The following is a 21,069-nucleotide window of genomic DNA, read 5'->3' as shown; positions in this document are numbered from 1 at the left end:
AATTCCTCATCGGCCGAACCGGGACCAAACCGCTTGAGATGCGCCTCGCCCCCCGGGGCCAGTTCGGTTTCCTCGGCCTTAACGCCGCAATAGGGGCATTCAAGGATCAGCATGTCAGTGCTCCCTTTGAGCGGGCGCGACGGGGGCTCTGCCCCCGGACCCCCGGGATATTTATGAACAGATGAAGGGCCATGTCAGTGTGCCACCCCGGCTGCGACGCTTTCGTCAATGAAGCGGCCTTCGCGGAAGCGCCACATGTCAAATTCCGCCGCCAGCGGCCCCGGCTCTCCCTTGGCCATCAGATCGGCCATGGCCCAACCCGAACCGGGAATGGCCTTGAAACCGCCGGTGCCCCAGCCGCAGTTGATAAAGCAATTGCCAAGCGGCGTTTTCGAGATGATGGGCGAGCGGTCCCCCGTCATATCGACGATTCCGCCCCACTGACGCAACATCTTGAGTCTGCTGATCATCGGGAAGGTCTCGATCAGGGCGCGGAGGGTTTCTTCGATGTGGTGAAAGCTGCCGCGTTGGGTGTAGTTGTTGAACCCGTCGGTGCCGCCGCCGATGACCATTTCGCCCTTGTCCGATTGCGACATGTAGCCGTGCACGGTGTTGGCCATCACGACCACATCCATGCAGGGTTTGATCGGCTCGGACACCAACGCCTGAAGGCACAGGGATTCGACCGGCAGGCGGAAGCCCGCCATCTCGGCCAGCTGGCCCGAATGGCCCGCGACCACGATGCCCAGCTTTTTCGTGCCGATAAAGCCCTTGGTCGTTTCCACCCCGGTGACCTGACCGTTTTCAGACCGCACCCCTTTGACTTCGCAATTCTGGATGATGTCCATCCCCATGGCCGAACAGGCCCGCGCATAGCCCCAGGCCACAGCATCATGCCGCCCGGTGCCGCCGCGTGCCTGCCACAGCGCGCCCAGAACCGGATAGCGTGGACCGTCTATGTTCATGATTGGACAGAGTTCTTTCACCTCTTGCGGGGTGATGAAGCGGGTTTCCACGCCTTGCAGACTGTTCGCATGGGCCGTGCGCAGATAGCCGCGCACCTCGTGGTGGGTCTGGGCCAGCATCATCACGCCGCGGGGGCTGAACATGACGTTGTAGTTGAAATCCTGCGACAGGGTTTCATACAGGCTGCGCGACTTTTCATAGATCGCGGCCGAGGAATCTTGCAGGTAGTTCGACCGGATGATTGTGGTGTTGCGCCCGGTGTTGCCGCCGCCAAGCCACCCCTTTTCAATGATCGCGACATTGCGGATGCCGTGATTTTTCCCAAGATAATAAGCGGTTGCAAGGCCATGGCCGCCTGCGCCGACGATGATCGCGTCATAGGCCTTTTTCGGTTCGGGCGATTTCCAGGCCCGTTCCCAGCCCATGTGATAGCCCATGGCCTGTTTGGCGATGGCGAAGACGGAATAGCGTTTCATCGGACGAACATCCTTGGCGGTGATCCTGAAAGTCGTGCCCATATGTGGACCCGTGGCGTATTTTATCCGCCCTCAGCAGCGGCACTACAGGGAAAATTGCGACATCGGCAAGGGGTGTTTGCGCAAGCCGCCTTTGGGCTGCAAATCGGGCCGAAAGGCCGTGGTATTCGCGTGGTTTTCGCGTGGTTTTCCTGTGGTTTTCGCGTGGTGCATCTGTAGTGTCGCCGAAAAGGCACAGCAGATCACATCAATATGCAGGACGCAAAGGCCGCCTGCGGCCAATTGCGGCTTTCGGATCGGGCGGCAAACCATTAGATCGGGGGCCAAGGACGAGGAAAGGCACAAGACGATGCAAGACTGGGGCTTTTGGCTGGCGGTGGCCGGGGTGATGCTGGCCGTGGCGGCAACCTTGATCCGTGCGCTGGTAAAGGGGCGGCACGAAGGCGCAACGCCGGCTGAATTCGACATCGTCGTTTACCGCGACCAACTGGCCGAGATTGACCGCGACATTGCCCGCGGCACCCTGCCCGGCGACGAAGGCGCGCGGCTGAAGGCCGAAGTGTCACGCCGCTTGCTGGAGGCCGACCGCGCCGCCCAGGCCCAGACCGGGGCCCGCAGCGGGCGGGCCGGGATGGGGGTGATCGGGCTGATTGCGGTGCTGATCGCGGGGTCTGCGCTGTTGTATTGGCGGATCGGCGCGCCGGGCTATCCTGACCTGCCGCTGAGCGACCGGTTTGCCATGGCCGAGGAGTTGCGCGCCAACCGCGTGTCGCAGGCCGAGGCCGAAGCATCTGCGCCGCCCGTCACGCCGCGCACCGATGTGGACCCGTCTTTTCTGGAGTTGATGGACAAGCTGCGCGCCACCATGGCCGAGCGCCCCGATGATCTGCGCGGGCTGGAATTGCTGGCGCGCAACGAGGCGGCACTTGGCAATTATGCCGCCGCCAAAGAGGCGATGGCGCGGATCGTGGCGATCAAGGGCGATCAGGCCCAAGCCGAAGAAGTGGCGACCTGGGCCGAGATGATGATTCTGGCGACCGGGGGCTATATCACCCCCGAGGCCGAGGCGGTGCTGATCCAGGCGTTGGAGCGTGATCCGCAAAATGGGCTGGCGCGCTATTACACCGGGGTGATGTTCGCCCAGGTGGGGCGGTTTGATCGCACCTTTGCCCTGTGGCGGTCGCTGCTGGAGCAAAGCCCACCCGACGCGCCCTGGGTGGCGCCGATCCGGGCGCAGATGCCCGATGTGGCCGCGCGCGCAGGGGTGAATTACGAGATGCCGGCCGCCGGGCCTGCCTTGGCCGGGCCAAGTGCCGACGATATTGCCGCAGCGGGTGAAATGACCGAGGGCGACCGGACGGCTATGATTGAGGGCATGGTGGCGCAACTGGGCGAGCGTCTGGCCACCGAAGGCGGCAGCGCCGAAGAATGGGCGCGGCTGATTTCGTCGCTGGCGGTGCTGGGCCGCGTCGATGAGGCACGCGAGATCTATGCCGAGGCGATGGCGCGGTTCGAGGGCCAGACCGTGGAATTGCAGGGCCTGCGCGAGGCTGCGGTTACCGCCGGTGTGGCCGAATGATCCTGCCCGACATCGAGGGTTTTGTCGCCGCCCTGCCCGCCAATCGCGCGATTGCGGGGCTGGATCTGGGCGACAAGACCATTGGTGTCGCCTTGTCCGATCTGCGGCGGCAGGTGGCGACCCCGGTCGAGGTGATCCGGCGCGAGAAATTCACGCTGGATGCCGCGCGTCTGCTGGCCCTGCTGGACAGCCGCCAGATTTGCGGCATCGTTCTGGGCCTGCCGTTGAACATGGACGGATCAGAAGGCCCGCGCGTGCAATCGACCCGCGCCTTTGCCCGCAATCTGGAAAAGCTGACGGCCCTGCCCATCACCTTTTGGGATGAGAGGTTATCGACCGTTGCGGCAGAAAGGGCACTGCTGGAGGCGGATACGTCGCGAAAGCGTCGGAAAGAGGTGATTGATCAGGTGGCGGCGGGCTATATCTTGCAGGGCGCGCTGGACCGACTGGCGCATATGAGCCGGGGATGAGCCTTTGAAAGACGATGTCTGGAAGCGGGACGAAATTCAGTCGCCTTGTGTCAAGCTGTGCGTCGTGCATCCCGAAGAGCGCATTTGTGTCGGCTGCTTCCGGTCGATCGACGAAATCACCGCCTGGTCGCGGATGAGCCATGAGGCGCGGGCCGCCGTGATGGCCGAACTGCCCGCACGCGCGCCACGTCTGCAAAAGCGCCGGGGCGGGCGGTCGGCCCGGTTGGGCAATTAGGGGCGCGTCAGCCAATCATGGACGCTGCCCAGAAGCGGGCGGAAATAGGCGATGATCCGGCCCTCGGGCGCGGCAGTGGCGGTGCTAGCCCAAGGTGCAACGCCGTGGATGGTCAGCCGATGCAGCAACGTGGCCTCTCCGGGGCGGGCGGGCAGCAGGATGCGGCGGCAGGTGGCAAAGACCTGTTGGCGTGCCGCCTGATAGGCCTGCGTGATATCGACATTGTGCCAGTCATGCGGCGGATGCGGGGCCAGGGCCTTGTGCAGGGCGGCGCGCATCAGCTGGTGGCTGCCCTCCCACACCGTCAGGGGGGCGGCATCGGGGCTGGCGTCGGTCAGCGGCAGGCCCAGAATCCAGCCATGCGGCTCGCGGATCATGCGGCGGCGGTCGGGGCCGATGGGCAACAGGCCATCCAGATGCGCCGCATCGCGGGTTTGGCGAAAGCGAAAGGCGGCGGGGCTTTCGTCGGGTGAGGGCTGGGGATAGCCGGGGCGGATGGTCGAGAGCTGCGCAGGGTGCAGCGGTTCGGGGGCAAGGCCAAGGCTGGCCCAGGGAAAGGGCGTGGCGGTGATGCTGCCATCGGGGGCATTGGGCAGGGCATCAACCCCCACAAACCAGGTGCCCCCGCAGCGCCAGGGGTCGGGGCTGCGGGCAATGGCCTGTCGGGCCAGCGGCAGGGCCGCAGCGGCCCAGGCGGCGATGGCCGGATCGGGGCCGATGCGTTGCCAGCCGGGCGCGCCTACCATCCCAGGGCCTTGCGCAGCATGTTCAGCGCGACCAGCGTGATGAACACCGCAAATATGCGCTTGAGCGGTTTGGGATCCAGCGCATGGGCCAGCTTGGCGCCAAGGGGGGCGGTCATCAGTGTCATTGCGATCACCAGAAAGAAGGCCGGCAGGTTGACCGCGCCAAGGCTGTAGGGCGGTGCGTCCTGCACGGGCAGGATCAGAAAGCCGATGACCGAAGGCAGGGCGATGGTCACGCCAAAGCCTGCCGCCGTGGCCACGGCGCGGTGGATCGGCATGTTATACAGCGTCATCAGCGGCACCCCAAAGCTGCCGCCACCGATGCCCATCAGCACCGACAGAAACCCCACGATCGGGGCCATCACGGCGCGGCGCGGGCCTTTGGGCATCGCCTCGCCCAAGCGCCAATGGGCACGGCCAAGGGCCATGTAAAGGCCGACAAAGATGCCAAGCACCCCAAAGATCATCTGCAAGGTGCCCGAACTGAGCGCCGAGGCGGTGACAACGCCAACCGCCGCCCCAAGGGCAATGAACGGCGCCCAGCTTTTCAGCACGTCCCAATCGACGGCGCCCTTTTTGTTATGCGACAGAACCGAGCGCAACGAGGTTACGATGATTGTGGCCAGCGAGGTGGCAAGGCAGACCTGCATCAGGTTGGGCCCGACAAAGCCAAGGCTGGTAAAGGCGTAAAAGAACGCAGGCACCAGAACGATGCCGCCCCCAACCCCCAAAAGGCCCGCCAGCACCCCGGCAAAGGCACCGATCACGGCAAGCAAGGCAATCATGGCAAGCAAAAGCATGGGGTCGATTGGGGGCATTGGGGCGTTCCTTGGATCTTTCGGTGCCCCGATTTAGCGCGCGCCGCGCGCAGGTGCCAGAGCGGGGTGACATTGCAAGGTGACTTTGGGGGCCCAAAAGCCTAAGCCTGCGGGCAGAACAACCGTGGGGAAGGAGCCCGAGCCATGTCCGATAGCCTGATGCGCCCTGCCCTAGTGCTGGGGCTGCTGTCCTCGGTCGGGCCTTTTGCCATTGACATGTATCTGCCTGCCATGCCCGAGATCGGGCGTGATCTGGCGGCGGCGGTGCCGGCGATGCAGGGCACGATCACGGCCTATTTTCTGGCCTTTGGGCTGGCCCAGTTGGTGTATGGCCCTTGGGCAGATCAGGCCGGGCGCAAGCGGCCACTTTATGCCGGGCTGGCGGTCTTTTTGCTGGGCACGCTGATCTGCGCCCTGGCCGGATCGGTCGAGGTGATGTGGCTGGGCCGGTTCGTGCAGGGCCTTGGCGGGGCGGCGGTGATGGTGGTGCCCCGCGCGATCATCCGCGACATGGCCACGGGGCATGAGGCAACGCGGCTGATGGCGGCCATCATGCTGGTGATTTCCGTCTCGCCCATGCTGGCGCCCTTGGCCGGGTCGATCGTGCTGGCCTTTGCCGGATGGCGGATGATCTTTGCGGTCTTGGCGGTGGCGGCGCTGGTGTCGCTGGCGATGATCCGCTTTGTGCTGGCCGAGACGCTGCCGCAGCAGCACCGCCAGACCTTTGACATGGGGCGCAGCCTGCAGGGCGCGCGGCGGCTGCTGACCGACCGGGGCTTTATGGGGCTGACCTTTCTGGGCGGCTTTGGCATGGCCAGCTTTTTCGTCTTCATCGCCTCGGGGCCTTTTGTCTATACGCAGGCCTTTGGCCTGAGCCCCACGCAGTTTTCCCTGGCCTTTGCGGTGAATGCGATCGGCTTTTTCGGGGCGTCACAACTGGCGGCGGGTCTGGGGCTGCGGTTTGGGGCGCAGACCGTGGTGCAGCGGGCGACCTTTGGCTTTGCAGCGGCCACGGCGGGGCTGTTGGGGCTGGGGCTGGCCGGTTATGCCAGCCTGCCGGTGGTTGTGGCCGGATTGTTTCTGGCCAATGCCTGCCTTGGGCTGGTCATTCCCACCGTGATGGTGCTGGCGCTTGAGGATCACGGCGATGTTGCTGGCTTGGCCTCGTCTTTGGGGGGCACGCTGCAAATGCTGGCGGGGGGGGTGATCGTGGCGATCAGCGCGCCGTTCTTTGACGGGACGGTGCTGCCGATGCTGGCCACGATCTGTGTCTGTGCGGCTTTGGCCCTGGGGCTGGCCCTGCGGATGGGCGGGGTCAGGCGGCCAGCCTGACCTGATCCAGCGCGCGGTCCAGCAGATCAAGCCCGGCCCCGTCGCGGCTGGCGCCTTCGGACAAGGTGCGCCGCCAGTGGCGGGCGCCGGGGCGGCCGGTGAACAGGCCCAGCATGTGCCGGGTGATCTGGTGCAGGCGCCCGCCCTGCCCCAGATGCGCCGCGATATAGGGGTGCATGGCCCGCACCACGGCCACCGGGTCGGGCGCGTGATCCTCGCCCCACAGGGCATCGGCCCCGATCAGAACCGAGGCCGGATCGTGATAGGCCGCACGGCCGATCATCACCCCGTCAAGCCCAAGGGCCAGCAGATCCCTGGCCTGCGCCAGCGTGGTGACGCCGCCGTTGATGCAGATCGTCAGATCGGGGAAATCGCGCTTGATCTGCTGCACAAGGGCGTAATCCAGCGGCGGGATTTCCCGGTTTTCCTTGGGCGACAGGCCCTGAAGCCAGGCCTTGCGGGCATGGATCACGAAATGGCGCACCCCGGCGCGGCTGACGCGGTCGATGAAATCGGGCAAGATCTGTTCGGGCAGCTGATCATCCACGCCGATCCGGCATTTCACGGTGACAGGCACGGCAGATTCGCCGATCATCGCCGCCACGCAATCGGCCACCAGGGCCGGACGCTCCATCAGAACCGCGCCGAAGCAGCCCGATTGCACCCGATCAGACGGGCACCCGACGTTCAGGTTGATCTCGTCATAGTGCCAGTCGCGGGCGATGGCCGTGGCCTGCGCCAATTCGCGCGGATCAGAGCCCCCCAGTTGCAAGGCGATGGGGTGTTCCGCATCGGAATAATCCAGCAGGCGCGGCTTTGGCCCATGAATCACCGCCGGGGCCGTGACCATCTCGGTATAAAGCATCGCCCGCCGCGTCATCAGCCGGTGAAAGAAACGGCAATGGCGGTCGGTCCAATCCATCATGGGCGCGACGGACAGTTTGTGCGCGTGATCTTTGGTTGGTCGGTCTTGCATCTTCACCCCGTTGACACGGCACGGCGGGGTGCCACGGCCGCCCCACCGGTCTTGCTTGGCCCGCCTGCCCTGTGGCGGTGATCTGGCTGCCCTGCCTATAGCCGATATCGAGGGCCAAGGGAAACCACCTTGGCCCGAGTGCGGCAGGGGACAGGGCAAGGGGCCTTGCCGGATCTGCGCGTCAGATGGGGATCAGGCGGTTGTCCCAGGCAAGGGGGTGCTTTTCCAACAGGGTCAGGCCCTGATCAAGCTGCCATGCCGCGCCCTGCCCGTCGGCGACGACGAATGTCTCCCCGCGCGCGGCCACGCCTGACAGATCGGCGCGGTGATGCGTGTCCAGGGGCGATGTGCCGACATACTCGCAGCGGTTACTTATGGTCGGCACAGTGTTCGTGCCCCTGGCTTCACCGCCAAGAGGCATCCCAGCTGCGCCCAAAAATGCGGCAGATACATCAGCACATGCCCACCGAGTTCGTTTTTTGATCATCCATGCCGAGGTTCGGAGTGTTGGGCGCGCTTTGCGGGGCAAGCCGTTTGTCCTTGTGATTGACGCCAGCCTTGGCAGCATGGCACTGGCGGTTGACGGGCCATTGCGAAGGCCCGCTGAACAACGCACCCTGCGCCGCATGATCCCTTTCCGGAGTTCCCATGACCAAGTTCTGCCTGACCGTCACCTGCCCGTCCCGTCGCGGGATCGTTGCAAAGATCTCAACCTTTATTGCCCAAGAGGGCTGCAACATCACCGACAGCGCCCAGTTTGATGACATCGACAACGGGCGTTTCTTCATGCGGATCAGTGCTGTGGCCGAAACCGGCGCAACCCCCGACACCCTGACCACCAAATTTGCCGAGATTGCCAAAGAATTCGACATGGATTTCGCCTTCCATGACACGGCGACCAAGATGAAGGTCGTGCTGATGGTGTCGCGTTTTGGGCACTGCCTGAATGATCTGTTGTATCGGGTGCGCATCGGGGCGCTGCCGATCGAGGTTGTGGCGGTGATTTCGAACCATATGGATTACCAGAAGGTTGTGGTTAATCAGGATATTCCGTTCCACTGCATCCGCGTGACCAAGGCCAACAAGCCCGATGCCGAGGCGCGGATCATGCAGGTGGTCGAGGAATCGGGCGCCGAGTTGATTGTGCTGGCGCGCTATATGCAGATCTTGTCGGATGAGATGTGCCAGAAGATGTCTGGCCGGATCATCAACATCCACCATTCGTTCCTGCCCAGTTTCAAAGGGGCCAACCCCTATAAGCAGGCCTATGAGCGCGGCGTGAAGCTGATTGGCGCAACCTCGCATTATGTGACGGCCGATCTTGATGAAGGCCCGATCATCGAGCAGGACACGATCCGCGTGACCCATGCCCAATCGGCCGAAGATTATGTCTCGTTGGGCCGCGATGTCGAAGCCAGCGTGCTGGCGCGGGCCATTCACGCCCATGTGCATCACCGTGTCATGCTGAACGGTGACAAGACGGTGGTCTTTCCGGCCTCGCCCGGCAGCTATAGTTCGGAACGGATGGGCTGAGTGCAGCCGGGGGCAGCGGCGCAGGCTGCCCCCACCGCCCGCGCTGCGTCGTCAGGCGGCGGCGCGCGATGCATTCATCCTTGTGACCATCCTTCGGACAGCAATGCCTAAATCTGCTAACTTGACCTATGCGCCGACTCGTTGCCGGCGGTGGTCTTGGGGAGGGATCGGATGCCAAATTTCATATTCGCCTATCATGGCGGGGGGATGCCAGAGACGCCAGAACAAGGCGTGATCGTCATGGCCGCCTGGGATGCGTGGTATCGGTCGATGGGGGCAGCTGTGGTTGACGGCGGTGCCCCCGTTGGCCTGTCAAAAACAGTTACCAAGGCGGGTGTGCAAAGCGATGGCGGCGCAAATCCCCTGTCGGGCTATACTGTCATCTCGGCCAAAACGATGGACGAGGCTTGCGCCATGGCCAAGGGCTGCCCGATGGTCTTGGATGGCAGCGGGTCGGTCGAAGTTGCGCAAATTCACGAAATGTGAGCGCCGGTCAACGCGTGGCAGATCCCGCTTTCCTTTGCGCATCGCGCGCAAGCTGGGTCACGGGCGGAGTTCTCGGGAATCTTAAGGGCCTGCTGATGCGGGACAATAGCCTGTCGCCTGCTGTTTGCTTTGCGGATAGGGTTTGCTGAAGGTTCAGATCGCTTGCCGATGCGCTATATCTGTTCCAGATGCCAAGACAGGACCCCAGATGACTCTGAAACTCTCATCCGCCGAAATGGTCGCAGCCGCACGCCAGCGGATCACCGAAATTGAAACTCCCGACCTGATTGCCATGCTGGGACACCCGGATGTCGTGGTGGTCGATCTGCGTGATATCCGCGAGCGAATGCGCAGCGGCTTTATCCCCGGCAGTTTTCACGCGCCGAGGGGCATGATCGAATTCTGGATCGATCCTGACAGCCCCTATTACAAGGATATCTTCGGCCAAAACGGAAAGACATATGTCTTTCATTGCGCCTCGGGCTGGCGGTCGGCTTTGACCACCGCCACCTTGCAGGATATGGGGTTTAAGGCCGCGCATCTGAAAGAGGGCTTTTCCACATGGGAAAAATACGGCGGCCCCGTAGAATTCCCCGCACAGAGGGACTGACCGTTACCACACGCCCAAGAGCCGCGCGCTTTGGGGCGAACAGCGCCGAACTTGTGCTCGCGTGTCCGGTGAATTTCACCCGCGCACGGGCCATCTATCAGGGCAGGCTGGTCAGAAACGCCTCAAGCGCGCGGGGGTCGATGGGTTTCATCATCATCTCGACTCCGGCCGTCAGGGCCTGACTGCGCACCTCGGCGCTGCGATTGGCGGTGACAAGGCGGGCAGGCACATCGCCATGGCGCGCACGCATGCGGGTGATGAACTCGACCCCCGTCATCCCGTCGCCCAACTGGTGATCGACCAGAAAGAAATCGGGCAAGATCCCCAATTCCTCGATCAGGCCCAAAGCCTCTTCGCCGGTTTCGGCATCCAGCACCGACAGGCCCCATTTTTCCAGCAAGAGGCACATGGCGCGGCGCAGATCATGGTCGTTCTCGACCAGAAAGCCGATCTTGTTTTCCAGTTGCATCCGGGCTTCGGCCGGGCGGGGCTGCGGGCGGGCCACCTGCGCCTCGTCAGAATTGGACAGCGGCACCTGCAACATGAAACAGGTGCCCTTCCCCAGCCGCGACGACAGGCCCAAGGGATGCCCCAACAGCGCGCAGGCGCGCTCGACGATGGCAAGCCCCAGCCCCATGCCTTCGCTGGCCGAGGCGCGGGCGTTCAGGCGGTGAAATTCCTTGAAGATATTGTCTTGCTCTTCTTCGGGAATGCCGGGGCCGGTATCCCAGACCTCAAGCCGCACCATGCCGCCGCGCAGGCGCGCGCCAACCAGAACCCGGCCGCTGGTGGTATATCGAATGGCATTGCCGATCAGGTTTTGCAAAATCCGCCGCAAATAGGCCGGATCGCTGGTCACAAGGGCCTTGACCGGGCGCACCGTCAACCGAAGGCCCTTGGCGGCGGCAATGGCGGTGAACTCCTCTTCCAACTGGCGCAGCAAGGGGCCAAGCGCCACCTGCCCCACCGACATCGAGGCCCGGCCCGATTCCAGCTTGGAGATATCCAGCAGCGCATCCAGAATGCCCTCGACCGACACCAGCGCGTTTTGCGCCTTTTTCAGCGCCTCATGCGCCGAAGGGTCGATGGCGGCATCGTCGATCGACGAGATGAACAGCTTGGCCGCCGACAGCGGTTGCAGCAGATCGTGGCTTGCCGCGGCCACAAAACGCGAGCGGCTGGCATTGGCGCGTTCGGCATTGGTCAGCGCATCTTCCAGTTCCAGCGTGCGGTCCATCACCCGCGCCTCCAGCGTTTCATTGGCCCGGCTCAGGGCCTCGATCGCGGCGCGTTCGGCGGTGACATCCGTAAAGCTCATCACAAAGCCGCCATCGGGCATTTCCTGCGCGAAAACGGCCAGGATCATGTCATCGCCATTGCGCCGCACCTCGAACGACAGCGGAGCGCGGCCTTTGGGGCCATGCACCCAATCTTCCAGCATGCCATCGGTCATCCCATCGGAAAAACCGATCTCGGCCCGAAAACGCTGCAACAGATAGTCGAAGGACGCCCCCACCCGAAACCGCACCAGCGGAATCGCCAAAAGCTGGCCCAGCCGTTCGTTCCACCCCACCAGACGCGCCTGCGCATCAAAGATCGACACACCCTGATTGATATGGTCCAGCGTGGCGCGGATCACGCGGGCCTGATCATCCAGCATCTTGCCCCGCTCATGGCGTTCCGAGCGGATGATGTCGGTCACATCGGTTTGCAAGATCACCGTGCCGCCATCAGCGGTGCGATGTTCGCTGACCTGCACCCAACGGTCCCAGATCATGCGCACGTTAAAGATCACATGCCGGTCTTGATGACGACGCTTGCGGCGCACGGCCCAATCTTCGGGGCGTTCCGTTTCGGGCAAGGAAAAATAGCGCGACCGGCTGACCCGATCGACATATTGATCAAAGGTCAGGCCGGGGCGCAGATCGGCCTGAATATCCTCCATATGCATGCCAAAACGCGAATTGCACATCACCAGAATGTCTTGCGCGTCAAACAGGGCAAAGCCTTCCTGAATCGTCTCGATGGCATTGGACAGGTTCTGCCGGGCGGCCTCGGCATTGTGATTGGCCTGTGCCAGACGTGCGTTCGATTCGTTCAGCAGATCAAGCGCATGTTCCAGATCGCGGGTGCGGTCGCGCACCTGATCTTCCAGCATGGCTGCGCGCTGAAACTGGGCGTAGGCGGCGCCGCTGTCATCGGTGGTCTGCTCGACCCGCCGCATCAGCGCCCCGGCAATCGTCAGCAGCTTTGACAACTGCCGGTCGGGCGGATCGGCGGGGTTGATCAGCGTGTCGGTCATTCCGCCTCGCCCTCGGGGGCATAGATCGCAACCCCCGTCATTGTCTGGTTCACATGCATCGAATTCCACTGTTCGCCATAGGTGGAAAAGCCCACGACGCGATGGTTGCGCAGCACCTGCGACAAGGCCCCGTATTTCTGTTTCTCCAAGGCCTCCATCCGGCGCAGGATGCAGTCGCAGGCCAGAATGGCGGCAGGCGCGCCATCTTCGGACAGCCGGGCCAATTCGCGGTCAAGATGGGCCACCATGTCTTGCGGTTCGGCCAGAGTCAGCACAAGGCCTTCGTCAATGGCCGAGAAAAAGATCAGATCGCCGTTTTCATCAACCCGCTGGATGGCACGCACATGATGCCGCCCGCCCACCTGCACCACCACCGGATGGGCGGCAAAGGTAAAGGTGGTCAGCTGGGCGGGGTCTTTGCCCAAAAGGCGCGCATATTCCCGCGCTGCCGGTTCGGCATTGATCTGGCGCACGATCCGGCGTTTTGGGTCAGCCTCGGTCACCACCATCTTGCGCCCGGTGGGCACCAGATGATCCAGGTTGAACACCTTGACCCGCGCCCGCGTGCGCACCAGCGTCAGGATTGCCGCATTGCTCAGGGCCTTGCCCTGCCAGATCACCCGCGTTTCGCCAAAGCGAATGCCATCGCCCGCCGACCCGCCAAACAGGGGCACCGGCCCCAGCCCCGGCGCAAGGGCCGAGGTCAGTTCGTCTTCCAGTGTCGAAAGGCCATCCACCAGCAGAAAGGCAAATTCGCCATCAAAGCCCGGCGATTGCGCCGTCAGAGCCGTGCGGCGGCGGATCGTCTCGCCGATCAGATCCTGGGCCGCGATGGCCGTCAGATCAGGCACCAACAGGCAATCGACGGCAAAATGGCTGGCAGGCAGACCCACGGCCACGATCTCGCCCTCGGCATAGCCCGCGCCCGAAATCTCGCCCGCCGTGGTGCAGCCGATGACAACAGAGGCGTCAAAGCAATCGCCAATCGCCGCAGTCAGCGCGGCCAGATCGGCCTCGGCCGTGACGAATAGAAAGACCTTGGCAAACGGGCCCGGACCAAGCGCCGCGCAAAGGCGTTCGGTGCAATCGGGGTCTGTCGCAGGGATAGAGGCCGTGGCCACCAGCGGCAGCGCGGCCAAGCCACGCTTTGCCCCCACCGATGCCGGTCTGGCATCGCGGTCAGGTGAGCTTGCCCCCCATGCCGACGCGTCCTGCATCCTGATCCTCCCTCAGCCAGGAAAGGCTACGCGCCAACCTGCCCGGGCTGCAAGCGAAAGCACACCGCCCAGGGCGCTATTCGCTTTCTGGCATAAGGCTGTCGAAACTGGCGCCGCGCGCCATCAACACCGCCTGCGTGCGGCTTTGCACCCCCATCTTGCGCATGATCGCGGTGACATGGGCCTTGACCGTGGTTTCGGCAATCGACAGATCATAGGCAATCTGCTTGTTCAACATGCCCTCGCAGATCAGTTGCAGGATCTTGGCCTGCTGGCGTGTCAAAAGCGACAGTCGGGCGATCGCCTCTTCCTTTTGGGTCGCGGGGGAATTCGGATCATTCGACGGGGTAAAGCCTTCGGGCACATAGGTCTTGCCCAGACGAATGGCCTCAAAGGCGGCACGAAAAACGTCGCGGTGGCTGTGCTTGGGCACAAAGCCCGACGCCCCCGCCCGCAAGGCAGCCCCGATCACCCGATTGTCAGCCAGCGACGAAACCACCACCACCGGCGCCCCCGCTGCCACCGATTTCAGCCGGATCAGCCCATCAAGCCCATCGACATCGGGCAGGTTCAGATCCAGCACCACCACATCGGGCAGCGGTTCGCGATCCAGCCGGGCAATCGCAGCCTCAAGCCGGTCGGCGGTTTCGATGCGCGAAATACCTGCCACTGCCTTCAGCGTCATCGACAAAGCATCACAAAACAAGGGGTGATCATCCACGATCAGGGCCGAGGTCAGCATCGGTTCAGTAAGGGAATGCGAGGTCATGGAACACCTTTTCGCGCCTGCTGTCGTTTCAGCCTAACAACCCGGCCAAGTCGGGCAAAGCTGGCCTTAAGTCCTATATGGTGTCGCATGTTCCCGCCAATCGGCAAAGCAGGGACTAGAGGCGCAATCCGATTTGGTCTAAGCCCACGCCGTCACCCGGAGAGTTCACATGACGATTACCCGCCGCACCGCCCTTGTCTTGGCCCTTGGTCTTGCCGTTTCCGCCTGTGGTCGGCCCAAAGGCCGGGAAGACAAGCCGCCGCAGCACCGCGAGCAGGCGGGGAATACCCCGGAGATGCAGGCTCTGATCACCAAATATGCGCGAATCCATGACATCCCCGAAAGCCTGCTGCACCGGGTGATTCAGCGCGAAAGCAGCTATAACCCCGCCGCGCGCAACGGGCCCTATTACGGGCTGATGCAGATCTTGCCGCAAACCGCGCGCACCATGGGCCACCGTGGCCCGGCCGAGGAGTTGCTGGATGCCGAAACCAACCTGCGCTACGCCGGGCGCTATCTGCGCGGGGCCTGGATCGTGTCGCGCGGCAATCAGGACCGGGCGGTGATGTGGTATTCCAAGGGATATTACTATGAGGCCAAGCGCCTGGGCCTGTTGGAAGAAACCGGGCTGCACAGCTGATGCAGCTTGCCCCTGACACTCACAAGGGCCGCGCCACGGTGTCGGTCGCGGATCTGATCCGCGACGGTTTTGCCCTGCCCGCCGAGGCCGATACCCTGACGCGTGTGGTGCAGGATTTCCGCCTGCGCATCACGCCCGAGATGCGTGACGCCGCCACCTCGGATGGCGTGGCACGGCAATTCGTGCCCTCGGCCCAGGAATTGATTGCCCGGCCCGAAGATCTGACCGATCCGATCGGGGACGCGGCCCATGCGCCGGTGCCGGGGCTGACGCATCGCTACCCCGACCGCGCCATCCTGCACATCACCAAAACCTGCGAGGTCTATTGCCGCTTTTGCTTTCGCCGTGAAACGGTGGGCGACACCGGGCATCTGCCGCCCGACCAACTGGACGCGGCCCTTGACTACATCGCGCAGACCCCACAGCTGTGGGAAGTGATCCTGACGGGCGGCGACCCCTTGGTTCTGTCGCCCCGCCGATTGGCCGATGTGATGCAGCGGCTGGCGGCAATCGACCATGTTCAGGTGGTGCGCTTTCACAGCCGGGTGCCGGTGGTGGCCCCCCAGCGGATCAACGCGGCCCTGATCGACGCACTGCGCACCCGCCTGACACCATGGATCGTGATCCACACCAACCATGCCGATGAGCTGACGCCCGCCGCCACCGAGGCCATCGGGCGGCTGGCCAATGCGGGGATCGGCCTGTTGTCGCAATCGGTTCTGCTGCGCGGGGTGAATGACACAGCCGATGCGCTGGAGACGCTGTTTCGCCGGCTTTATGCCCTGCGGGTCAAACCCTATTACCTGCACCATTGCGACATGGCGCGGGGCGCGGGCCATTTTCGCACCACGATTGCCCAGGGCCAGGCCCTGATGGCCCAACTGCGTGGCCGCCTTTCAGGGCCCTGCCTGCCCAGCTATGTGCTTGATATTCCCGGCGGGCATGGAAAGTCACCCATCGGCCCGGGGTATCTGACCCATCTGAGCCGTGGGGCGTGGGAAGTGACCGACTGGAACGGCAAGCGCCATCTTTACGCTGATCCGGCAGAGCCGGCGTAACAGCGCGCAGGCGCAAAACCAACCGCGCCCCGGTTGCCCGGGGCGCGCGCTGGTCAGGCCTGACCGGAGGGGGTCAGTTGGCCTGCGCCAGTTGTTTGGGCAGACGGAACGTCCAGACCATACCGCCCTGGTTCAGGTAGTTGACCTTTTTGGCCACTTCGCCACCCCACAGCGGCACAGCACCCCCCCAGCCCGAGATGACCGAGACATATTGCTCGCCGTCCATTTCCCAGGTGATCGGTTGGCCCACGATGCCCGAACCGGTCTGAAAGCTCCAAAGCGTTTCGCCGGTTTCGTCATCAAGTGCCAGGAATTCGCCCTCGGGCGTGCCAAAGAACACAAGGCCCCCGGCCGTGGTCATGACACCCCCCCAAAGCGGGGCATCATTCTTGTATTCCCACTTCCATTCCCCGGTGACCGGATCAATCGCCTTCAGGCTGCCGATATGGTCTTCGTAATTGGGCTTGATGGTAAAGCCCGAGCCCAGATAGGCCGCCCCTTTCTTGTAGGTGATCGGCTCGTTCCAGATATCCATGCCCCATTCGTTCGAAGGCACATAGAACAGGCCGGTTTTCTGGCTGTGCGCCATCGGCATCCAGTTCTTGCCGCCAAGGAACGAGGGCGAGGAGAACACCACCTCTCCTTTGCCGCCATCAGCGGCTTTGGCCGGGTCGCCGGGGCGGTTGGCTTCGTTAAAGATCGGGCGGCCGGTTTCGTCGATGCCACTGGCCCAGGTGATGTCTTTCACAAAGGGATGGGCGCTGACGAATTTGCCATCTTCGCGGTTCAGCACATAGAAAAAGCCGTTGCGATCTGCGGTTGCAAACCGCTTGTTGCCGTCCTTGTCCACAAAGGACACGACTTCGTTCACCCCGTCATAATCCCAGCCTTCGCGCGGGGTGGACTGGAAGTGCCATTTGATCTCGCCCGTGGCCGGGTCGATGCCCAGGCGGCTGGCAGCGTAAAGGTTGTCGCCGACATTGCCCTCGGTCGGTGCGCCTGCATTGCGCAGGTGGCTGTTCCAGGGGGCCGGGTTGCCTGTGCCAAAGACCAGCGTGTTGGTATCGGCATCATACGAGCCCCCCAACCACGTCGCCCCACCGCCGGTTTTCCACAGATCGCCCGGCCAGGTGGCGTTCAATGTGCCGGTCATCGTGCTTTCGGCGCCGTTCAGCGTGCCCATATGGCCCTCGATCACCGGGCGCGTCCAGACGGTTTCACCGGTCAGGGCATCGCGGGCCTGCACTTCGCCCACGATCCCGAATTCGCCACCCGAATTGCCGGTGATGACCAGCCCGTTCACGATCAGCGGTGCGGCGGTGTAGGAATAGCCTTCCTTGTATTCAGCGATCTTCTTGTTCCAGACCACATCGCCGGTCTTGGCATTCAGCGCCACAATGCGGGCATCCAGCGTGCCGAAATAGATATTGTCGCCGTAAAGCGCCGCGCCGCGGTTGACCACATCGCAGCAGGGCAAGATGCCTTCGGGCAGGCGGGCATCATATTGCCACAGCTCTTTGCCCGTCATCACGTCAATCGCATAAAGCCGCGAATAGGATCCGGTGATATACATGACCCCGTCATGCACCAGCGGCTGGGTTTCTTGCCCGCGCTGCTTTTCGCCCCCAAGGCTGAAGGCCCAGGCCGGCAGCAGGTTCTTGACGTTGTCCTTGTTCAGCGTCTCAAGCGGGCTATAGCGTTGCAGGTCGCGGCCCATGCCATTGGTCACGACATCGCCCACGGTGGTGGCGTCATTGGCAAGGTCTTCTTCAGTCACACCAGCCCAGGCAGCCGGAGCGGCAGCCATCAAAGCGGCGGTGACAGCGATGACAAAGCGATTCATCCGGGTCTCCTCCCTCGGTTTTGACGACACGGTCCGCGACTTGCCCCCTCCTGCACAGTCAGCGCCGGTCTGCTGGCATCATCGTGATCGCAAGGGCCCGAGGGTATTGGCCATTGGTCTTACGACCTTTGTCTCTTGGCCGTGGCGATCAGGAGAGGCGCCCTCCCGCATCTCCTTGATCTTGCGCAGGGTTTGCCGAAAAATCGGCTGGATTTAGGGCTGGATCGTGGCCAGATAGGCAAGGATGAAATCCTGCACCACCGGATCTTCGATGCCAACATGGCGCATCTTGGTGCCCGGCACGAATCCCTGATTGTCGGCGATCCACGCCTTCAGCGCGGGCACCGTCCAGACGAATGAGGCCGATTTCAGCGCATCCGAATAGGGATAATCGGCCACAGACCCGGCTGGCCGCCCGATCACACCACCCAAAAGCGGGCCATAAGAGCTGCGGTCCGCCTCGACCGAATGGCAGCGGCGGCATTCCGCGTTGAACAGATCTTCGCCCGCTGTCACCTTGATTTCGTTAAAAATCTTCGGCTCGTCCGCTTGCGCGGGCGCAAGGGCGGGCAGGCCAAGCATCAAGGCAAGGCACAGGGTTTTGGCGGTTGGGGTCATTTTCAGTCTCCGTGGCTTGGGGTTGCGGCGTTTCCGCCCAAGGTGTGCGCCCGCAAGGCCCCTGCGCGACTTGACCCATGTCAAGAAAGGCCGGGCTTATGGTCGTAGATGGGGCGTAAAATGGTCGTAGTGCGAAGGTCGCATTTCGCCCCGGCGCAAGCTTGCTAGGCTGAGCCCATCGATCGGGAGGAGATCATCATGTCATTCACGCGCCGTTTCCTGGGGGCCGCCGTGTTGGGGGCCAGTGCTGCCCTGACGCTGGCCACCGCCGCAATCGCCCAGCAAGACAACCTGCGGATCGCCACGCAAGTCTCGGGCACCGTGAATTGGGAACTGACCACAATCGCCGCACAAGGGCTTGATAAGGCGAATGGATTCACCATGGTGGTGCAAGATGTCGCTGCCGGGCCGGCGGCACAGATTGCTTTTCAAGGCGATCAGGCCGATGTCATCGTCTCTGACTGGCTGTGGGTGGCGCGCATGCGGGCCGAGGGGAATGACTATGTCTTTATCCCTTATTCCAAAGCCGTGGGCGCGCTGATGGTGCGGGCCGACAGCCCGGCGCAGGCCCTGACCGATATGGCGGGCAAGAAGATTGGCATCGCGGGCGGGCCGGTGGACAAAAGCTGGTTGATCCTGCGTGCCTATGCCCAAAGCCAAGGCTTTGATCTGCAATCAGAAACCGAGCAGGTCTTTGGCGCCCCACCGCTGATTTTCGAAACCGCCCTGAATGGCGAAACAGATGGCGCGATCAACTTCTGGCACTTCAACGCCAAGGCCGAGGCAGCGGGATTTCGTCCCTTGATGACGGTTTCCGATGCGGCTTTGGCCTTGGGCCTGTCCGATCAGACACCGCTGCTGGGCTATGTCGTCAAGGGCAGCTTCCTGCGTGAACATCCTGAAATCGTTGATGGTTTCAGCAAGGCCAGCCGCGCGGCCAAAGAGATTCTGGCCGTCGATGACACCGCATGGGATAGCCTGCGCCCGATCATGAACGCAAAATCCGATGCCCAGTTTGAGGCCCTGAAAGCCGGGTTCCGCGCCGGCATCCCGGCCCCCGGCCCGGTTGATGAAGCTTCGGCCGCCAAGATGCTGGAAATCATGGCAAATCTGGGTGGAGAGGAGCTGATGGGCAAAACCACGTCGCTGCCCGAAGGCGTGTTCATTCAGCCCGGAAGCTGAGCGTTGACGCAAAGCCCCGCGCTTACCTTGGTGCTGGCCCATGCCAGCCATGGACAGGTGCCCGTTCTGGGTGGCCTGTCCGTCACCATTGCGGCAGGTGAAGCGGTGGCCCTGACCGGGCCGTCTGGCACGGGAAAGACCACCTTGCTGCGGGTGATTGCGGGGCTGCATCGCGATTGGGCGGGCACCGTGACCCGGCCCGGAACACTGGGCGTGGTGTTTCAGGACCCCACTTTGATGCCCTGGCGCAGTGCGATTGAAAACATCACGATACCAACGCGTTGCGACAAAAAGCTTGCGCAACACCTGATGGCCGAGGTGGGGCTTGAAGGGCTGGAACAGCGGTTTCCCGATGCCTTGTCTTTGGGCCAGCAGCGGCGTCTGGCCCTTGCGCGGGCGCTGGCGGCAAAGCCTGATCTTTTGCTGATGGATGAACCCTTTGTCAGCCTTGATCCGGCCACGGCTGATGAGATGATGATGGTGTTCGAGCGCAGCCTGAAAACGCGTCAGATTGCCGTGCTGCTGGTCACCCATGCCGAGTCCGAGGCGCAGCGGTTGGCCAGCCGCATTCTGCGGTTGCAGGGCGCGCCCGCGCAGCTGACGGCGGCCTGACGGCGGCTTGGGGCCGCCCCCGCGCATCAGAACAGGGGCGCATATTTCCAGTTGTCGGCATCGGGCGTGACCTCATCCAGATCATAATCCGAGGCCCGCAAGCGCTGCGCCGTGGGCAGGCCAAGTTCGGCGGCGCGATCCACCAAAGCGCGGCCCCCTTCGACATCTTGCGCCACACCCCGGCCCCGCATCAGATCAAGGCCCAGGTTGAACATGCCCACCGGATCACCAGCCTCGGCTGCGCGCCTGTCCCATTGGGCGGCGGCATCGGGGTTTTCGGGCGCCCCAAGGCCATTGTCGTCAAGCTGACTCATCCATGTCATCGCGCCGGTATAGCCAGCGGCGGCACAGGCCTCGAACAGTTGGCGGGCCTGAACGTGACGCCCGGCCTTGGTGATGAAATAACCTGACGCGCAGGTCGTCATCGATACATCGCCCTCACGCGCATGCTCTAGCACCCGGTCGATCGTCATTTCTTCGGGGTTCAGCGTGCCATAGCTTTCGGTTTCGGCAAAAGCCGGGCTGGCAGCAATGGCAAGGGTGATCAACGCACGCATCTGAACCTCCGGCTTTGCACAAGCCTAACGCAAAGCGGCGGGCC

23 protein-coding genes and 1 pseudogene are annotated in these 21,069 nt (G+C 63.2%); 11 read left to right on the top strand and 13 right to left on the bottom strand.

All coding sequences use genetic code 11. From position 1 onward, the window contains the following. Positions 1 to 113: pseudogene (locus V3C85_RS05880) on the bottom strand (sarcosine oxidase subunit delta); the annotation flags it as partial. A gap of 81 nt (positions 114 to 194) precedes the next feature. After that, positions 195 to 1,442: a sarcosine oxidase subunit beta family protein gene (locus tag V3C85_RS05875; protein WP_331794153.1), complete on the bottom strand. Its 1,248-nt coding sequence runs from the start codon at positions 1,440 to 1,442 to the stop codon at positions 195 to 197. A 349-nt stretch (positions 1,443 to 1,791) separates the two neighbouring features. On the opposite strand from V3C85_RS05875, the gene ccmI reads away from it, so the two are divergent. The 3 genes from ccmI to V3C85_RS05860 are packed head-to-tail and all read left to right on the top strand — an operon-like array spanning position 1,792 to position 3,726. Next, positions 1,792 to 3,021 (top strand): c-type cytochrome biogenesis protein CcmI, encoded by a 1,230-nt coding sequence (gene ccmI / locus V3C85_RS05870; RefSeq protein WP_331794152.1) that lies wholly within the window; start codon positions 1,792 to 1,794, stop codon positions 3,019 to 3,021. Further along, positions 3,018 to 3,491 carry a Holliday junction resolvase RuvX gene (gene ruvX, locus V3C85_RS05865; protein WP_331794151.1) on the top strand — a complete coding sequence of 158 codons (474 nt, stop codon included), beginning with the start codon at positions 3,018 to 3,020 and terminating at the stop codon, positions 3,489 to 3,491. The genes ccmI and ruvX overlap by 4 nt, the downstream gene beginning before the upstream one ends. A gap of 4 nt (positions 3,492 to 3,495) precedes the next feature. Next, positions 3,496 to 3,726: a DUF1289 domain-containing protein gene (locus V3C85_RS05860; protein ID WP_331794150.1), complete on the top strand. Its 231-nt coding sequence runs from the start codon at positions 3,496 to 3,498 to the stop codon at positions 3,724 to 3,726. Here the strand turns inward: V3C85_RS05860 and V3C85_RS05855 are convergent. Both V3C85_RS05855 and V3C85_RS05850 read right to left on the bottom strand, forming a co-directional pair. Beyond that, a complete protein-coding gene (locus V3C85_RS05855) occupies positions 3,723 to 4,472 on the bottom strand; it encodes a phytanoyl-CoA dioxygenase family protein (RefSeq protein WP_331794149.1) in 750 nt (249 codons plus the stop codon). The two genes, V3C85_RS05860 and V3C85_RS05855, sit on opposite strands and share 4 nt — an antisense overlap. Then, the gene (locus tag V3C85_RS05850) at positions 4,466 to 5,290 is read right to left on the bottom strand and encodes a sulfite exporter TauE/SafE family protein (RefSeq protein WP_331794148.1); all 825 of its coding nucleotides are present in this window, start codon (positions 5,288 to 5,290) and stop codon (positions 4,466 to 4,468) included. The genes V3C85_RS05855 and V3C85_RS05850 overlap by 7 nt, the downstream gene beginning before the upstream one ends. A 144-nt stretch (positions 5,291 to 5,434) precedes the next feature. On the opposite strand from V3C85_RS05850, the gene V3C85_RS05845 reads away from it, so the two are divergent. Beyond that, positions 5,435 to 6,622, top strand: a complete 1,188-nt coding sequence (locus tag V3C85_RS05845) for a multidrug effflux MFS transporter (protein ID WP_331794147.1) — start codon at positions 5,435 to 5,437, stop codon at positions 6,620 to 6,622. Here V3C85_RS05845 and dusA read toward each other — a convergent pair. The 3 genes from dusA to V3C85_RS05830 all read right to left on the bottom strand — a co-directional run bounded on the left by dusA (position 6,606) and on the right by V3C85_RS05830 (position 8,386). Next, positions 6,606 to 7,598, bottom strand: coding sequence for a tRNA dihydrouridine(20/20a) synthase DusA (gene dusA, locus V3C85_RS05840; RefSeq protein ID WP_331794146.1), 993 nt, complete (start codon positions 7,596 to 7,598; stop codon positions 6,606 to 6,608). The genes V3C85_RS05845 and dusA overlap by 17 nt on opposite strands. Before the next feature lie 181 nt (positions 7,599 to 7,779). Continuing rightward, positions 7,780 to 7,983: a hypothetical protein gene (locus V3C85_RS05835; RefSeq protein ID WP_331794145.1), complete on the bottom strand. Its 204-nt coding sequence runs from the start codon at positions 7,981 to 7,983 to the stop codon at positions 7,780 to 7,782. Positions 7,984 to 8,050: 67 nt separating this feature from the next. Beyond that, complete coding sequence (locus tag V3C85_RS05830; RefSeq protein WP_331794166.1) at positions 8,051 to 8,386, bottom strand: hypothetical protein; 336 nt, start codon at positions 8,384 to 8,386, stop codon at positions 8,051 to 8,053. On the opposite strand from V3C85_RS05830, the gene purU reads away from it, so the two are divergent. The 3 genes from purU to V3C85_RS05815 all read left to right on the top strand — a co-directional run bounded on the left by purU (position 8,292) and on the right by V3C85_RS05815 (position 10,227). Then, positions 8,292 to 9,131 (top strand): formyltetrahydrofolate deformylase, encoded by an 840-nt coding sequence (gene purU / locus V3C85_RS05825; RefSeq protein ID WP_331794165.1) that lies wholly within the window; start codon positions 8,292 to 8,294, stop codon positions 9,129 to 9,131. The two genes, V3C85_RS05830 and purU, sit on opposite strands and share 95 nt — an antisense overlap. 171 nt (positions 9,132 to 9,302) lie before the next feature. Then, positions 9,303 to 9,617 carry a hypothetical protein gene (locus V3C85_RS05820; RefSeq protein WP_331794144.1) on the top strand — a complete coding sequence of 105 codons (315 nt, stop codon included), beginning with the start codon at positions 9,303 to 9,305 and terminating at the stop codon, positions 9,615 to 9,617. A 208-nt stretch (positions 9,618 to 9,825) separates the two neighbouring features. Beyond that, on the top strand, positions 9,826 to 10,227 hold the full coding sequence (locus tag V3C85_RS05815) for a rhodanese-like domain-containing protein (RefSeq protein ID WP_331794143.1): 402 nt from the start codon (positions 9,826 to 9,828) through the stop codon (positions 10,225 to 10,227). Positions 10,228 to 10,324: 97 nt separating this feature from the next. Here V3C85_RS05815 and V3C85_RS05810 read toward each other — a convergent pair whose 3' ends face one another. From V3C85_RS05810 to V3C85_RS05800, 3 genes are all read right to left on the bottom strand, one after another. Then, on the bottom strand, positions 10,325 to 12,529 hold the full coding sequence (locus V3C85_RS05810) for a hybrid sensor histidine kinase/response regulator (RefSeq protein ID WP_331794142.1): 2,205 nt from the start codon (positions 12,527 to 12,529) through the stop codon (positions 10,325 to 10,327). Then, positions 12,526 to 13,746 carry an FIST N-terminal domain-containing protein gene (locus V3C85_RS05805; protein ID WP_331794141.1) on the bottom strand — a complete coding sequence of 407 codons (1,221 nt, stop codon included), beginning with the start codon at positions 13,744 to 13,746 and terminating at the stop codon, positions 12,526 to 12,528. Before V3C85_RS05805 ends, V3C85_RS05810 begins: the two co-directional genes overlap by 4 nt. A 76-nt stretch (positions 13,747 to 13,822) precedes the next feature. Beyond that, the gene (locus tag V3C85_RS05800) at positions 13,823 to 14,515 is read right to left on the bottom strand and encodes a response regulator transcription factor (protein ID WP_331794140.1); all 693 of its coding nucleotides are present in this window, start codon (positions 14,513 to 14,515) and stop codon (positions 13,823 to 13,825) included. A gap of 169 nt (positions 14,516 to 14,684) precedes the next feature. On the opposite strand from V3C85_RS05800, the gene V3C85_RS05795 reads away from it, so the two are divergent. Together V3C85_RS05795 and V3C85_RS05790 are read left to right on the top strand one after the other, a co-directional pair. Beyond that, positions 14,685 to 15,155 carry a lytic transglycosylase domain-containing protein gene (locus V3C85_RS05795; RefSeq protein WP_331794139.1) on the top strand — a complete coding sequence of 157 codons (471 nt, stop codon included), beginning with the start codon at positions 14,685 to 14,687 and terminating at the stop codon, positions 15,153 to 15,155. Next, the gene (locus V3C85_RS05790; protein WP_331794138.1) at positions 15,155 to 16,213 is read left to right on the top strand and encodes a lysine-2,3-aminomutase-like protein; all 1,059 of its coding nucleotides are present in this window, start codon (positions 15,155 to 15,157) and stop codon (positions 16,211 to 16,213) included. The genes V3C85_RS05795 and V3C85_RS05790 overlap by 1 nt, the downstream gene beginning before the upstream one ends. A 73-nt stretch (positions 16,214 to 16,286) precedes the next feature. On the opposite strand, the gene V3C85_RS05785 is transcribed toward V3C85_RS05790, so the two are convergent. After that, the gene (locus V3C85_RS05785) at positions 16,287 to 18,056 is read right to left on the bottom strand and encodes a PQQ-dependent methanol/ethanol family dehydrogenase (protein WP_331794137.1); all 1,770 of its coding nucleotides are present in this window, start codon (positions 18,054 to 18,056) and stop codon (positions 16,287 to 16,289) included. Positions 18,057 to 18,269: 213 nt separating this feature from the next. Next, entirely contained in the window at positions 18,270 to 18,674 is a 405-nt protein-coding gene (locus V3C85_RS05780) for a c-type cytochrome (protein ID WP_331794136.1), read from the bottom strand. A 198-nt stretch (positions 18,675 to 18,872) separates the two neighbouring features. Between V3C85_RS05780 and V3C85_RS05775 the strand changes: the two genes are divergently transcribed. Beyond that, positions 18,873 to 19,856: an ABC transporter substrate-binding protein gene (locus tag V3C85_RS05775; RefSeq protein WP_331794135.1), complete on the top strand. Its 984-nt coding sequence runs from the start codon at positions 18,873 to 18,875 to the stop codon at positions 19,854 to 19,856. A 3-nt stretch (positions 19,857 to 19,859) separates the two neighbouring features. Next, positions 19,860 to 20,468, top strand: coding sequence for an ATP-binding cassette domain-containing protein (locus tag V3C85_RS05770; protein ID WP_331794134.1), 609 nt, complete (start codon positions 19,860 to 19,862; stop codon positions 20,466 to 20,468). A gap of 26 nt (positions 20,469 to 20,494) precedes the next feature. Here the strand turns inward: V3C85_RS05770 and V3C85_RS05765 are convergent, their stop codons facing one another. Next, on the bottom strand, positions 20,495 to 21,025 hold the full coding sequence (locus tag V3C85_RS05765; RefSeq protein ID WP_331794133.1) for a tetratricopeptide repeat protein: 531 nt from the start codon (positions 21,023 to 21,025) through the stop codon (positions 20,495 to 20,497). Positions 21,026 to 21,069: the final 44 nt, after the last annotated feature.

This window comes from Pseudotabrizicola sp. L79 (genome assembly GCF_036553525.1).
In the GTDB taxonomy this organism is placed as follows: Bacteria; Pseudomonadota; Alphaproteobacteria; order Rhodobacterales; family Rhodobacteraceae; genus Pseudotabrizicola.
The sequence above is the reverse complement of the archived record's forward strand: the minus strand, read 5'-3'. Positions and strand labels throughout refer to the sequence as shown.

Bases quoted from the DNA above. Each gene is read 5' to 3' on its own strand.
- V3C85_RS05875 (WP_331794153.1), bottom strand. From the start codon at position 1,442: ATGAAACGCTATTCCGTCTTCGCCATCGCCAAACAGGCCATGGGCTAT.
- ccmI (WP_331794152.1), top strand. From the start codon at position 1,792: ATGCAAGACTGGGGCTTTTGGCTGGCGGTGGCCGGGGTGATGCTGGCC.
- ruvX (WP_331794151.1), top strand. From the start codon at position 3,018: ATGATCCTGCCCGACATCGAGGGTTTTGTCGCCGCCCTGCCCGCCAAT.
- V3C85_RS05855 (WP_331794149.1), bottom strand. From the start codon at position 4,472: ATGGTAGGCGCGCCCGGCTGGCAACGCATCGGCCCCGATCCGGCCATC.
- V3C85_RS05850 (WP_331794148.1), bottom strand. From the start codon at position 5,290: ATGCCCCCAATCGACCCCATGCTTTTGCTTGCCATGATTGCCTTGCTT.
- V3C85_RS05845 (WP_331794147.1), top strand. From the start codon at position 5,435: ATGTCCGATAGCCTGATGCGCCCTGCCCTAGTGCTGGGGCTGCTGTCC.
- dusA (WP_331794146.1), bottom strand. From the start codon at position 7,598: ATGCAAGACCGACCAACCAAAGATCACGCGCACAAACTGTCCGTCGCG.
- V3C85_RS05830 (WP_331794166.1), bottom strand. From the start codon at position 8,386: ATGAAGAAACGCCCGTTGTCGATGTCATCAAACTGGGCGCTGTCGGTG.
- V3C85_RS05820 (WP_331794144.1), top strand. From the start codon at position 9,303: ATGCCAAATTTCATATTCGCCTATCATGGCGGGGGGATGCCAGAGACG.
- V3C85_RS05815 (WP_331794143.1), top strand. From the start codon at position 9,826: ATGACTCTGAAACTCTCATCCGCCGAAATGGTCGCAGCCGCACGCCAG.
- V3C85_RS05810 (WP_331794142.1), bottom strand. From the start codon at position 12,529: ATGACCGACACGCTGATCAACCCCGCCGATCCGCCCGACCGGCAGTTG.
- V3C85_RS05805 (WP_331794141.1), bottom strand. From the start codon at position 13,746: ATGCAGGACGCGTCGGCATGGGGGGCAAGCTCACCTGACCGCGATGCC.
- V3C85_RS05800 (WP_331794140.1), bottom strand. From the start codon at position 14,515: ATGACCTCGCATTCCCTTACTGAACCGATGCTGACCTCGGCCCTGATC.
- V3C85_RS05795 (WP_331794139.1), top strand. From the start codon at position 14,685: ATGACGATTACCCGCCGCACCGCCCTTGTCTTGGCCCTTGGTCTTGCC.
- V3C85_RS05790 (WP_331794138.1), top strand. From the start codon at position 15,155: ATGCAGCTTGCCCCTGACACTCACAAGGGCCGCGCCACGGTGTCGGTC.
- V3C85_RS05785 (WP_331794137.1), bottom strand. From the start codon at position 18,056: ATGAATCGCTTTGTCATCGCTGTCACCGCCGCTTTGATGGCTGCCGCT.
- V3C85_RS05780 (WP_331794136.1), bottom strand. From the start codon at position 18,674: ATGACCCCAACCGCCAAAACCCTGTGCCTTGCCTTGATGCTTGGCCTG.
- V3C85_RS05775 (WP_331794135.1), top strand. From the start codon at position 18,873: ATGTCATTCACGCGCCGTTTCCTGGGGGCCGCCGTGTTGGGGGCCAGT.
- V3C85_RS05765 (WP_331794133.1), bottom strand. From the start codon at position 21,025: ATGCGTGCGTTGATCACCCTTGCCATTGCTGCCAGCCCGGCTTTTGCC.